Genomic DNA, 13,777 nt, shown 5'->3' with positions numbered 1-13,777 from the left:
AACCAATATCACACGCAAAAAAAATAGCAGACTGATCTCAGCCTGCTATTCATTGTAAACATTAAATCGAATCTCAAAAAAAACTATTTGCAAAAAACTAATTTCGTCGTTTTGATTTCCAGTACTTTCTGAAATCATCCTGCGTCATAATTCCTATTGGACCTTCATAAATCCCACCATCGTTTCCGTTATCAAAAACCCTGATTTCGATGAGATTTTCGATCCCTGCTTTGAAGGTTCCAGGGGCAACAAAGTAATTTCTAAATTCATTATAAAATTCTCCACGACGCCAACCAGAAAAATCACCCGTTTTGGCTACTAACTCGCCATTTATAAACAACATATCAGCATCGTCAATTTTACCGGCTAACAAAACCAATCGTTGTGACACCAGATCGTCGGCAACCTTTATTTTCTTTGCGTAAACAGCATGACCATCTAAACTCTTGTATCCTTGGTTTTCCCAGATCCCCGGAACTTGAATTTTTCTATGATCAGCCGGATCGAATTTTTTCCCTTTGTTGAACAACCACGAACCGGTCAGATTTATTTGAAAAGGAGGTACCACTCCTGCTGAGAAAAGACGAACATTCCCTGAAACAATGCCGCCTTCCAAATGACTATCGTAAACTCGAACAGCTATGAGGTTTTCTTCTCCAAAATGAAGCATATCTGAAGGTATTTGGTATTTTCTCAAGGCATTGTAGGCTGTTGAGAAATTAGGAGGGAATGATCCTGTTTGTCCAACTTTCACTCCATTGACAAACACCTCATCGACATCATCGATATAGCCAAGTTCAAGCACCACCACTTTATCTTTCAGTTCATCGCCGATCCTCACGTTGGCTCGATACCACGCATAACCATCATACCCACGAAAACCTTCATCTTCCCATCGTGCAGGCACCCGAATGTCATCCCAATCCGAATCATCATATCCGGTAGTCGCCCATTCGTAGCGGTCTCCAATCCGGAACTTCCACTGACCCCTCAAGTCCTTTTCGTCCGCGTTAAAAGCAAAACTTACCGTTGCTATTAATAGCACCAATAAAATGCTTCCTACTCCCTTTATAGCATCACAACTCCTCATAATTAATCTAATAGACGGATCAACTCCTTAAAAAATGAATTCCAACCACTATCCTGATTCTGCCATCTTATTTTTTCTTGAAAAGACTCAACATCTTTCTCTTTCATCATTCCGATGGGACCCTCATAGATTCCACCCTCTCCGTGACTATCCAGCACTTCTACTGAAATCATATTTTTACTTCTCAGTAAATTATATGGTATTTCATAAATCCGATAGAGTTGCCAAGCCTGATCACGTTGAAATCGGGAATAACTATTTAAATCCTGAACTTCGCCAATCAGTTCTCCATTTAAATATACTTCGTCAAAATCGTCAATCTTTCCAAGCACTAAATAGAGATCTTGTCCTTTAAGGCTTTCGGGCACTGAGAAACGTTTTCGATACCAAGCCCGTCCATCGTACCCCTCATAACCCTGACTTTCCCAGGTCATGGGCACGTATATATCATGCCAGCGCTCCTCACTACTTCGTGGATTATGCATATCTCCGAAGTTCTCAGTCGTAAACTTCCATGTACCTCTCAAATTAATGGCCATTCGAGCCTGATCACGATCATCGTAAAAGCCAAACTTATCGGCTCTTACCAAGCCTCCCTCAAGCCCTTCATCGTACACCCGAACTGCAATCAAATTCTTACTATTATTTAATATTTTTGTTGGAACCAGATAGTGTCGTTCCTGGTTATAAGCAGTTTTGTAGTTCGGAGGGAAATCTCCGCTTTGCCCTACTTTATGTCCATTGACAAAGACTTCATCCACATCATCGATAAACCCCAGGAACAGATCGATAAATTCAGCTTCGGGCAAGTTGGATATGCTGAAGTTTTTACGGTACCAGGCATATCCATTGTAGCCTTCATAATAGTGCTCCCATTCGCGAGGAGCATCAATCGCATCCCAATCACTAACGTCGGCTCCGGGCTTAGCCCATTCAGGATCATCACCCACGGTAAAAGACCACCGTCCCCTCAAACCAACCAACGATTCCCAATCTGAAGCTTTTAGTTCGATAGAATGAATGAATGTCAGAAAAAATATACTTGCTATTATTACCTTACTGGACATGACCGAGTGAGCTTTTTAGTACTTTAAAGTTAATAAACAAAATCAATCCGAAAACGCTGCTTTCAAATTACTGGGCAATATACCGCAAGCTTAAATTAAAGCGATAAGCCTTCCCCACAAGAGCTTTATCAGCTTTCATCTTTTCACTCCCGAAAATATGCTTCACATATCCGGTAGCATCAGGATTTTCGCATACAACACGAATCAATTTCAACGATTGATCCTTGTTAACGACGATATACACTCTAACTTTTTCGTCGACTTTATTAATGTCGTTTTGATAGAAATAATTGTTCCAATCTTTAATTCCATCATTCAAGCTTCTGGTAATTTCATGAACTAGTTCTTTTTTTGCCATGTTTGTTGTAGTCTCCCCTGCAAATGTCAGTCCGGTCATCATTACAAATGCGATAACCATTGTCAGTGTTGTCTTTCTTGTTTTCATTGTTTTGAGCTTTTAAATGTTTCTGTTTTCTATTGTTTGCAGATACAAAGTAAAAGCACAGATGTAACCCCGATGTCAAACCAATATCATATGTTGCCACAAGATGTCACAGAATTGTCATCGAGCAAAAAATTGAAAGAGAGAAGAAACAGGATCGCACCAATCAACGTTCTCATCAAGTTCACTTTAAATAGCCATTCAAAATCAAATATTAACTTGGAATTTTAAACTCAGACTACCGAGTTAAAGCACCAGTTTATAGCCAACCCCGTGTACAGTGATGATATGCTGGTTTTCCGGAGTATCAATTTTATTGCGAAGACGAACAATGAAATTATCGACAGTACGAGACGTAGGTTGATAATCCATTCCCCAAACCTGGTCTAAAATATCATCGCGAGTAACAATTTTTCCGTGGTGACTGCAGAGATAGTGGAGAATTTCAAACTCTTTGTGTGACATTTTCACCGGCTCGTCGCTGGCATTAAAAGCTTCGTATGACTCAAAAGAAACACGAATATTGCCAATTGTAATCAAATCAGCATCTTTCTGTACGCTACCTCCGGCGCGACGTAAAATTACTTTTATCCGGGCTAGTAGTTCCCGCAAACTGAATGGTTTGGTGACATAATCATCTGCACCGAGTTCCAACCCAAGCACTTTATCAAGCTCTTCACCGCGTGCAGTTAATAAAATAATTGGCGTTTCAATATCGGCGGCCCGGGTCTTTTTACACACGTCAAATCCTGACATTCCGGGAAGCATCACATCCAACAGAACCAGATTATAATTTCCTGATAAGATTTTTTTCAGGCCATCGTCTCCCCGATCAGCGGTATGGACCTCGTAACCTTCAAACTCCAGATTATCGCGTAGGCCAATCATCATAGCCTGTTCATCTTCAACAATTAATATTTTTGACATGGTACTACTTTTTTTCTGGAAATTTTAAAATGAATGTACTTCCCTCACCCGGTTTACTGCGCACAGCCACACCTCCTCCATGAGCTTTCATAATCCGTTTTACAAGATTCAAACCCAAACCAGAACCTTTCGCTTTATGTGCTAAATCGCCTTCAGTAACCCGATAAAACTGCTCGAATATGTGTTTCTGATCTTTGGCTGAGATACCAATTCCATTATCCTCAACCTCAAGCCAAATCTGCTTTGCCTTTTTTTGGATTCGTACACGCACAGTTCTATTCTCAGCATCACTGTATTTAATCGCATTGTCCAACAAATTACCAACCAGTGTTTTTAACGATTCCCAATCGGCCTGCACCCATGCGGGACCGTTGAAAGATTCCAGGAAACAATAAATGTTCGCGGTTTCAAAATGCGAATCAAAAGAGTGCACAATCTCAGGAATGGCCTGCTTTAGATCAATATTCTCAAAATGGTACTTGACCCGGTTTTTTTCAATCCTTGAGAAATTCAAAATACGATTGACAATATCTGTTAATCTGACACTTTCCTGCTGAATGGTTTTCAGGTATTCTTCTTTTCTTTCCTCGGTTTTAATTCGCTTTAGCAATAAGGTTTCAGCATACATGCTAATGAGTGCCAATGGTGTTCGAATTTCATGAGACACATTTGCCACAAATTCAGATTTCAATTCCGCCAACTTCATCTCCTTCCGAATGTTAGCCAGCACGAAAATAAAACCCAGAGCAACAAAAAGGCCCATTCCCAATAGCATATAATTGTCACGCTGTGTGCGCTCCGAGGCCAGCTGTTCAATTGTTTTTGTTTTTAACTGAATGCCCAGTTTGTAAGTCGGCAAATACCACATTGTGGCTTTTTCAACTGAATGCGACAACTCATTCTCCCGATCAGTTTCGAATAACATTTCTCCTGAAATGGAATCGGAAATACTGATGTAGAATAAATCCTGAGCAACTTTTTGGATTGTTGGTCTCAGGTTTTGCTGAATAAATAAATCCGGATCGACTACCAACTGACAAATCTGTTCGCCATTTTTACTTTTTGGTAAGAAGTAAAAAATAAGATATTCTCCCGAAGGATTTATCTCAACCCGTTGGTAGTTTTCCTCCAGAAAACCTTGTAACACCTCTATTTTCTTTCTCGGTATTTGTGTAGCGATTACAAAAATTGAATCATTAAAATATTGTGCTTGTTCATCTGACGTAGCTGTGTCGGAGAAACGAACGGCAAGAATCGCTTGATTATTTTGAAACAGGTTTTCAACCAGCCCTTTCATGATTTCACTTTCAGACTCAATCGGCTGATCCAAACTCTGCTTCCAATGTTGCACCACATTTTCAGAATACTGATTGATGGAATATAGAATTGACTCGAGCTGAGTGCTGAAAACCCGCTCAACCATTTGTTCATTTTTGCTCAGTGCCGAAAGCTCCCGAACAAAGAAAAACCCAATGGGCAAAGCAACAATAATCAGCAATATGAGACTTATTTTCGCGAGTGTTCGAACCATTGGTTCCATTTTTGAATCCAGGTAAAGGTATTAAATCAAGTTCAAATTTCCGATCTGTCAAAATGTAACATTAAATATAGACTCTAAAAAAAGTTTTGTCTCCTTTATTCCCGATCTTTCCTCACACGTTTGAACGTTCTCCTGTCAATGGTCTTCGATTCCAATTGGCAAATTCTTTATATTGTCAGAGTAATTTTTCCCATAAAACAGCAAAAGGGCACCCAAACGGATGCCCTTTTATTCTTCCCAAATCAAGCAGTTCTCTCTGCATGCATTTTTAATTATGCAACAGCATCTTCTAAAAACAGTTTGATATCTTCATCAGCAGTTGTAATTCCGGCAATACCAAAGTTCTCTACCAATACGTTCACGACGTTTGGCGACAGGAATGCCGGCAATGTTGGTCCGAGATGAATATTTTTTACTCCCAGAGAAAGTAGCGCCAATAAAACAATTACCGCTTTTTGTTCGTACCAGGCAATGTTGTAAGCAATTGGTAGCTCGTTCACATCTTCCAGTTCAAAAATTTCTTTCAGTTTCAAGGCAACTACAGCCAATGAGTACGAGTCGTTACACTGTCCGGCATCAATTACACGTGGTATACCGTTGATGTCGCCCAATGGCAATTTATTGTAACGGTATTTGGCACATCCTGCTGTCAGGATCACGGTGTCGTTCGGCAATTTGGCAGCAAACTCTTCGTAGTAGTCGCGGCTCATCATACGTCCGTCACAACCAGCCATGACAAAGAATTTACGGATAGCACCGGTTTTTACGGCTTCAACAATTGGCTCGGCCAGTTCGAATACCTGGTTGTGAGCGAATCCTCCAACAATCTCTCCGGTTTCAATTTCGGTAGGAGCAGCACATTTTTTGGCATGCTCAATGATCGCTGAGAAATCTTTCATTTCGCCTTCTTTGCGATCCGGAATATGGATAGATCCAGTCAATCCACTAGCGCCGGTTGTGTAGATGCGATCTTTATAAGTTGCTTTTTCCAATGGTGGCACAATACAGTTGGTGGTAAACAGGATTGGTCCGTTGAACGACTCAAACTCCTCTTTTTGTTTCCACCAGGCATTTCCGTAGTTTCCGGCCAGTTGTTTGTATTTTTTGAATTCAGGGTAATAGTTGGCTGGCAGCATTTCGCTGTGGGTGTAAACATCTACTCCCGTACCTTCGGTTTGTTTCAGCAGGTCTTCCATGTCGCGCATGTCGTGTCCCGAAATCAGAATAGCCGGATTATTACGCACGCCAATGTTTACTTTTGTCACCTCAGGGTTCCCATAAGTGCTGGTGTTGGCGGCATCCAACAGAGCCATGACATCAACCCCAAATTTACCGGTTTCCAAAGTCAACCCAACGAGTTCGTCAACCGACAAGTCTTTCGTTGTTTTGGCCAGTGCTTCCATCATGAAGTCGAAAATCTCTTGTTTTTCATGAGCCAGATTGTATGCATGTTCTGCATAAGCGGCCAAACCTTTCAGGCCGTAAATGATTAGCTCTTTCAACGAACGAACATCTTCATTCTGCTCGCTTAAAATACCAACTTCGCTGGCTTTGGCTTCAAATTCTTCTCCGGTTTTTGCAGTCCAGTGAACTGATTCATGATCGCTGATCGTTAAGCCGGCATCAGCAACCCTGGCTTTCAGTTCGTCGCGGAATTTCAATGACTTTTTAATACGGATAACGAATGCCGTATGATCGAAGTTGGCATTGGTAATGGTGCTGAATAATCCGTCAAACACGACTTTGTTTGCTTTTTTATCAGCTTTACCAACGGCTTTTAAATCCGTATTTAAAATGGAGATTCCCTTCAACACAAAAAGAAGTGTGTCTTGTAGGTTTGCTACATCACTTGGTTTTCCACAAACTCCTTTAATTGTACATCCAACTCCTTTTGCTGCCTCCTGGCACTGAAAACAAAACATATTTTCCATAACTAAATTCTATTATATTTTTGAATTACTTTTTTTTGCGTTATTGCTCAAAACCCATGACTAGGTCATTCCGAAATAAATTCGGAATTTTTTGCCATCCAAGTCTATCCTTCTTTCTGGCAGATCCTAAAACAGGTTCTTGTGTTTTTTGATTTTTGGGGTGGTAAAAGGAACCGGGGACAAGGTTTGTCCCCGGCTATCACTCTTCATTAAACCCACTCTTCAGCCAATACATCCCCTCGTATTCCAACAACAATTTCTTTTACCGGAACTTTTCTACTCGCACGTTCAGTAGCCATCTTTACCAACTGCGATAATCCTCCGCAGCATGGAACTTCCATGATAACTACCGTCACGGTGTTCACTTTCGACTCATCAATCAATCGTATCAATTTTTCCAGGTAAATCGATTTTCCTTCATCCAATTTGGGGCATGCTATAACTAGTTTTTTTCCTTTAATAAATGTTTGGTGAAAACTACCGTGCGCAAAGGCGGCGCAATCGGCGGCAACCAACAGGTCAGCTCCCTGAAAATAGCCGGCAGCCGGATTGATCAGATGCATCTGTACCGGCCATTGCTGTAGTTCAGATTCGCCCGAATGGGTAGCCGTAGCTTCAGGGGCCATCATGAAAGCCGGTTTTTCGAAGCTTACCGGAGCCGATCCGGGGCATCCGCCTCCACATCCACCACTTTGCTCTTGGCCCTCAGGCTTGCTGTTATGCACCTCGCTGATAATCGCTGACACATTTACGTCCAAGTCCTCTTCGTTGGCTTTCAGGTAACGAACGGCGTCCTGCAAGAATCCGGTTTCGCCATGATCTTTTAAATGCTTCAAGTGGGCGATCAACAAGTTTTCTCCTTTTGGGATCATTTGCTTAATTACGGTCACCTCGTCATATTCTTCGGCTTCGCGTTTTTCAATTTCAATAGCTCCCTGAGGGCAATGGCCAAGGCAGGCTCCCAATCCGTCACACATCAATTCACTTATCAACCTTGCCTTTCCATCAATCACTTGCAATGCTCCCTCGTGACAGTTTGGGATGCATTCTCCACATCCGTCACATAATTCTTCGTCTATTTTAACTATTTCGCGTATCATTGTTTTCGTTTTAATTTCTGAAACAAAAATAGGGTTCAGGTGGTTTCTGACTTGTATCAAATGTTACAAACTCATTTTTTTATGCTGAATTTTGAATTGTTAAGCCGTTCTCCGGTTTTTAAAGGGCTTACCCCCGACCAACTTTCGTCCTTAATGTCGAATGTGCATTATCAGGTTCGAAGTTTTGAAAAAGATGATTTGGTTGTGCAGGCTGGCGACGAATGCAATCGTTTATTCATTGTATTGAAGGGGAGTGTGAAAGGTGAAATGGCCGATTATTCGGGAAAGACAATTAAAATTGAAGATATTGAAGCACCACGACCACTGGCTGCCGCTTTTTTATTTGGGCAAAAAAACCGATTTCCGGTAACGGTTATTGCTAATGGAGAAGTAAGCTTACTGAGTATTGAACGCCCCGAATTTCTGAAAATGCTTCAGAATGATCAACAAATACTGACCAATTACCTGAACTCGATTTCGTCGCGAGCGCAATTTCTTTCTCAACGAATTAAGTTTTTATCGTTTAAAACCATCAGGCAAAAGATTGGGCACTACTTGCTTGATTTAGCCGGTGATCGGTTAGCTGTAGTTGAGTTACCGATGGGACAGGTTCAATTGGCGGAGTACTTTGGTGTAACCCGCCCTTCGCTGGCCCGTGCTCTGGGTGAGCTGGTACAGGAAGGTTACATTGAAGTGCAACGACGCACTGTTCGTATTATGGACAAACAAAAGATGAGCGAATTATTGAAAGGATAAACGGAGACGTTTACACCAAAAACACACCATGGGTAAGGGGAATGACGTGTTTTTGATATAAAGCCTTTCTGCCCGGATTCGATACTCTCCCAACGGAGGTTTCAGATCATTTAAAATTCGTTTGTTGATATTGAATACGGTTTGCTGTCTTTCGCTGTTCCCCATTTCTTGTTGGGTTTGGCTGCCATGTTGAAAACCAGCTCCCCGCCACTCATTAAATCGTCGTGGGTGATGAAGTTTTTGTCATAAGGCTTGCCATTCAGTGTCACCGATTTGATATAGATATTTTTATCGCTCAGGTTGCTGGCTTTCATGACGAATTTTTTGCCGTCACCAACTTCAATTGCTGCTTCATTTACACACGGGCTACCAATTACATACTCATTGCTTCCCGGGCAAACAGGATAGAAGCCCATGCTGCTGAATAGGTACCAGGCCGACATTTGTCCGCAGTCATCATTGCCGCACAAACCATCCGGTGCCGGATTATATTTGGTGTTGATGATGTGATGAATTTTCTCCGCGCTTTTCCAGGGGGTACTGGTCCAGGCGTACAAGTAAGGCACATGGTGACTGGGTTCGTTGCCCTGCACATAACCACCAATAATACCAACCCGGTCAATGTCTTCCGACTCCTCAAAAAACTCATCCGGCAAATGCATTTCAAAAAGCGAATCCAGGCGCGAAATGAATTTCTTTTCGCCACCCAGCAGCTGAATATAGCCGGCTACATCCTGCGGCTCGTATAGTGAGTAGTTCCAGGCATTGCCTTCAATGTAACCTTCACCGGTTGTTTTTAACGCGTTGAAGTTTTCTTTCCAGCTACCATCGGCGTTCTTTGCCCGGATAAAGCCTACTTCCGGATCGAACAACTCTTTATAGGATTGGGCACGTTTCAGGTAGGCTGAAGCTTCGTCTGTTTTGCCGAGCGACTGAGCAAATTTGGCAATAGTCCAGTCGTCGTAAGCATACTCCAAGGTTAGTGATGCTGAGTTGTTCACTTTGTCGAAGGGCACATAGCCATACTCCATATACTCCCCAATACCATCGTAACTCTTGTGTGTCGATGATTTGATTACGGCTTCGAAAGCTTTGTCGATATCGTAGTCCCGGATGCCTTTCATATAGGCGTCGACAATGACTGGTACGGCGTGGTAGCCGATCATACACCAGTTTTCGTTGTTGAAATGTGACCAAACCGGTAACAGATGATGGGCACTCTGCTCGTAATGTTTGATCATAGACACCACCATGTCGTTGGCGCGTTCGGGCTGAAGAATCGTGAAAAGCGGATGCAGCGCCCGGTAAGTGTCCCAAAGTGAGAACACCGTGTAGTTGGTAAAGCCATCAGCCTGGTATATATTCCCGTCCAATCCACGGTATTTGCCATCTACATCATTGTAGGTAATTGGGTTGATGAAGGCGTGGTACATGGAAGTGTAGAAAGCCACCATCTTATCGTGGTCGGCCTGGATCTGAATTTTTTCCAGTTCTTCTTCCCATGCCTGGCGGGCTTCAGCTTTCGTTTTCTCGAAATCCCAGTCTGGAATTTCAGCTCGCAAATTACTCAAGGCGCCTTCGGTGCTTACTGCTGACAGCGCAAATTTGATTTTCACTGGTTCCCCGTCGCTTACGTCAAAATCGAAATAGTTGACCATCTCACGGGCTTCCATTTGCGGAAAGTTTTTAGTCTCGTCGAACTTCCGCCAGAAACCTTTGTAGAGCAGTTTTTCATCACTTTTCATCCCGTATTCTTTCATCGGTTTCGAAAAGCTCATGGCAAAATACAGGTACCGGTTTCGTGCCCATCCGCGCGTGATTCGGTAACCGGTTACAAGCGTGTCATTCTCCACCCGAACCGATGCCCAGATGACTTTGCCCGGGTAGTTGTAGATGTTGTAGTTCATATCCAAAATGATATGTCCGGTGTCGGTTTTCGGGAACGAGTATTGGTGAAATCCGGTATGCGTGGTTGTGGTCAACTCAGCCATGATGTCGTAATCCTGCAGTAAAACCTGGTAGTATCCGGGGCTGGCACTTTCGTGTTCGTGGCTGAACCGGGAGCGGTAGCCACTTTCAGGCTGTTCGGCTGTTCCGGGATTGAGTCGCAGTTTTCCGGTTGTCGGCATAATCAGAAAATCGCCCAAATCGGAGTGCCCTGTTCCACTGAAATGCGTGTGGGCAAAACCGGTAATGGTCGGGTCTGTATATTGGTAGCCCGCACAGTAGCGATACACTTCACCGTTGTAGCGACCATTTACGCTGTAAGGAATGGTGTCGGTTTCGGGACTGAGCTGAACCATGCCGAAAGGTACTGTGGCACCGGGAAAAGTGTGCCCCATTTCTTGCGTGCCGATAAATGGATCGACATAGTCACACAAATCTTTCACAGGTTGGGCCTCGACGATTGAAAGTCCGCCTATGAGCACACAAAGGAGCAAAAAAGTTCTTTTCATTCTGTCTAATTTAGCAAGTCGAATTTTGGGCATTTGGTTGGGCTTCTATTTGAATTAAATCTCAGGATTGGCAAGATATTCCATCCATAATTCGGCTGGGTTTTTCCCAGTCAGTTTCACCCAAATATCTTCAGTATATTGGTGACTGCGCATGGCCTTGTCCATTTTCTCAATGAATTTTTTGTTTTTGTTCTTGACGATCCATGCAAAAAAGCGGGCTGTTACGCGATAGGAGTTATCGTAGTTCTGCTTTTCATTAACCTCCGGCAGCGACCAGTTGCCTGCTTCGTTAGCAACGCCATATTTGTAGCGCACATAATCCGCAATACCTTCAGTAACCCACCAGGGACCAGGGGTTTGTCCGTACGCCTGCACAATGTGCATCACTTCATGGGTCACCACATCAATATCATTGGGATTTCTTCTAAACCAATCGGGATTATAAACTACCCGATCAGCCGAAGTTGCTGCAACGCCGTCGTATGCGGGGTCAATCACGAAGGTGACTTCCCTGACCGATTTTTTGTTGTAGTTTTTCACCATTGGAGGATAAACAGTGAAGAATGTGTCTTTCAGTTTTTGTCCCACTGCCGGATCAAACGATTCTGACTTGTTGATATAAATGAGGGTGAATCCCTTTTGGGTGATGGAATCTTTCTCGAAATAAGTGGTTTTGGTGTTTGACTGAGAAAATACGCTGAAAGGAATCACAAGTAGAAATAGCAGGATAAGCTTAATAAATGATGTCTTCATCTTTTAGTTTTAATTTAGGTATCACAAGAGTAGTACCATTTTTCCGCTGAAATTACTCACACAGTGAATGGTTTTTATATCGTTGATGCGGATTTCCTGTCTAAATAGCTCATGGGAATGAACACCTGATTCAAAATCGTGTTGAGATTCTAGGAAGGAACAGGAGTATGAAAAAGTTTGAAGTTCACGGAAAGCTGTTTTACCAGTTCAATTTGTTGGATGTGCCGGGGTTGGTTCATTTTACATCGACGAGAACGGGCTGGGGAGGTGATGGAAAGTCGCGGTTCACCGGCGATGAGCCCAAAGTCTATCAGTCGTTTCGCGAGGAACTGGCTCTTGGGTTAAAGATTCTTCCTTCGCAGTTGGTGTTTCCACGTCAGGTGCATGGCAGCAAGATCGAAGTAGTGACTGAACCTGCGCCAGAAGGTATTGCGGACACAGACGCGCTGGTGACGAACCAGCCCAACCTTTGTATTTGCGTGCAATCCGCCGATTGTGTTCCTGTTTTGCTGTTTGATCCGGTGCAACGGGTGATTGCAGCAGTCCATGCAGGTTGGAGAGGAACGGTTGCCCAGGTTGTATCTAAAACGGTTCATACTATGCAGCTGTATTTCGACTCGGCGCCCGAGGATATTCTAGCAGGCATCGGGCCTTCCATTCATCTTCATGCCTATGAAGTTGGGGAGGACGTGATTCAGGCGGTTCGGGAAAGTCTCGACAATCACCGGCAACTGTTGAAACCCTCGATTGAAGAGGGGAAAGCTTATTTCGATTTGTGGGGAGCCAATAAAAGCTTGCTACTAGCTGCCGGGGTTTTGGATGAAAACATTGAAATAATGGGTTTTTGCTCCTTTTCGCACGAGCAGCTTTTCTATTCGGCGCGGCGCGATGGTACTGATACCGGGAGAATGGTGAGTGGGTTGATGTTGCAGAAATAAGTATATTTGCGCCGGAAAATTTTCATCAACCTTGCAGGTGGCATCACCCTGCACTTAAAAAAAACAAAAAAATGCAAAACGAACTACTTTGGCTAATCATGTTGTTGGCCAATTTCCTACTGATTATTGGAGCCTACAAATTGTTTGGAAAAGGAGGATTGGTCATGTGGATTCCAATCTCGGTAATTGTTGCAAATATTCAGGTGATTCAAACAGTAGAATTATTTGGCTTAGTCGCCACCTTGGGAAATATTGTTTATGCCAGCTCTTTTTTAGTAACCGATATTTTATCCGAAAACTACGGAAAGTCCGATGCAAAAAAAGCGGTCTGGATTGGCTTTTTCAGTCTTATTTCGATGACGCTGCTGATGAACCTGGCGCTTTACTTTCTTCCGTTGGAGGGCGACGAGTTTGCATCATCCACTCATGAATCGTTAAGCACCATTTTTAAATTGATGCCGCGTATTGCCATTGCCAGTCTGGCTGCTTACCTGGTTTCTCAGCAGCATGATATCTGGGCTTTTCATTTTTGGAAAAAACGGTTTTCTTCTGATCGGCAACTGTGGTTGCGAAACAATTTGAGTACCATGGTTTCGCAATTGCTGGATAGCATTGTCTTCACGTTTATAGCCTTTTACGGGGTTTTTGAACTTTCCTTACTTTATGAGATCTTAATTACAACGTACCTGTTAAAGTGGGCTGTTGCCGCTGCCGACACCCCCTTTGTTTATTGGGCAAAGCATATCCATAAAAACAATCGGTTTGTGGTGAAGTAAA

Annotated in this window: 12 protein-coding genes; 3 read left to right on the top strand and 9 right to left on the bottom strand. The window is 43.0% G+C overall.

All coding sequences use genetic code 11. The annotated features are described in order from the left end of the window. Positions 1-97: 97 nt before the first annotated feature. From GR929_RS03410 to GR929_RS03380, 7 genes are all read right to left on the bottom strand, one after another. Positions 98-1,090 (bottom strand): beta galactosidase jelly roll domain-containing protein, encoded by a 993-nt coding sequence (locus GR929_RS03410; protein WP_159517533.1) that lies wholly within the window; start codon positions 1,088-1,090, stop codon positions 98-100. 2 nt (positions 1,091-1,092) lie between these two features. Continuing rightward, on the bottom strand, positions 1,093-2,157 hold the full coding sequence (locus GR929_RS03405; RefSeq protein WP_159517532.1) for a glycosyl hydrolase 2 galactose-binding domain-containing protein: 1,065 nt from the start codon (positions 2,155-2,157) through the stop codon (positions 1,093-1,095). Between the two features lie 67 nt (positions 2,158-2,224). Further along, entirely contained in the window at positions 2,225-2,602 is a 378-nt protein-coding gene (locus tag GR929_RS03400) for a hypothetical protein (protein ID WP_159517531.1), read from the bottom strand. 243 nt (positions 2,603-2,845) lie between these two features. After that, the gene (locus GR929_RS03395) at positions 2,846-3,526 is read right to left on the bottom strand and encodes a response regulator transcription factor (RefSeq protein ID WP_159517530.1); all 681 of its coding nucleotides are present in this window, start codon (positions 3,524-3,526) and stop codon (positions 2,846-2,848) included. 4 nt (positions 3,527-3,530) lie between these two features. After that, positions 3,531-5,057, bottom strand: a complete 1,527-nt coding sequence (locus GR929_RS03390) for a sensor histidine kinase (protein ID WP_159517529.1) — start codon at positions 5,055-5,057, stop codon at positions 3,531-3,533. 281 nt (positions 5,058-5,338) lie between these two features. After that, the gene (gene hcp / locus GR929_RS03385) at positions 5,339-6,997 is read right to left on the bottom strand and encodes a hydroxylamine reductase (protein WP_159517528.1); all 1,659 of its coding nucleotides are present in this window, start codon (positions 6,995-6,997) and stop codon (positions 5,339-5,341) included. A 209-nt stretch (positions 6,998-7,206) separates the two neighbouring features. After that, complete coding sequence (locus GR929_RS03380) at positions 7,207-8,097, bottom strand: ATP-binding protein (protein WP_159517527.1); 891 nt, start codon at positions 8,095-8,097, stop codon at positions 7,207-7,209. A gap of 81 nt (positions 8,098-8,178) precedes the next feature. On the opposite strand from GR929_RS03380, the gene GR929_RS03375 reads away from it, so the two are divergent. Further along, entirely contained in the window at positions 8,179-8,853 is a 675-nt protein-coding gene (locus GR929_RS03375; protein ID WP_159517526.1) for a Crp/Fnr family transcriptional regulator, read from the top strand. 110 nt (positions 8,854-8,963) lie between these two features. Here the strand turns inward: GR929_RS03375 and GR929_RS03370 are convergent, their stop codons facing one another. Together GR929_RS03370 and GR929_RS03365 are read right to left on the bottom strand one after the other, a co-directional pair. Beyond that, the gene (locus tag GR929_RS03370; protein ID WP_159517525.1) at positions 8,964-11,309 is read right to left on the bottom strand and encodes a GH92 family glycosyl hydrolase; all 2,346 of its coding nucleotides are present in this window, start codon (positions 11,307-11,309) and stop codon (positions 8,964-8,966) included. 54 nt (positions 11,310-11,363) lie between these two features. Beyond that, positions 11,364-12,062: a basic secretory protein-like protein gene (locus GR929_RS03365; protein ID WP_159517524.1), complete on the bottom strand. Its 699-nt coding sequence runs from the start codon at positions 12,060-12,062 to the stop codon at positions 11,364-11,366. A 221-nt stretch (positions 12,063-12,283) separates the two neighbouring features. Between GR929_RS03365 and pgeF the strand changes: the two genes are divergently transcribed. Then, positions 12,284-13,000: a peptidoglycan editing factor PgeF gene (gene pgeF, locus GR929_RS03360; protein ID WP_159517523.1), complete on the top strand. Its 717-nt coding sequence runs from the start codon at positions 12,284-12,286 to the stop codon at positions 12,998-13,000. A gap of 71 nt (positions 13,001-13,071) precedes the next feature. Then, positions 13,072-13,776 carry a queuosine precursor transporter gene (locus GR929_RS03355; RefSeq protein ID WP_159517522.1) on the top strand — a complete coding sequence of 235 codons (705 nt, stop codon included), beginning with the start codon at positions 13,072-13,074 and terminating at the stop codon, positions 13,774-13,776. Position 13,777: the final 1 nt, after the last annotated feature.

The sequence above is a fragment of the Sunxiuqinia indica genome, assembly GCF_009847015.1.
Classification (GTDB): Bacteria; Bacteroidota; Bacteroidia; order Bacteroidales; family Prolixibacteraceae; genus Sunxiuqinia; species Sunxiuqinia indica.
Note: the sequence above shows the minus strand (reverse complement) of the source record. Positions and strands in the feature narration are given on the sequence as shown.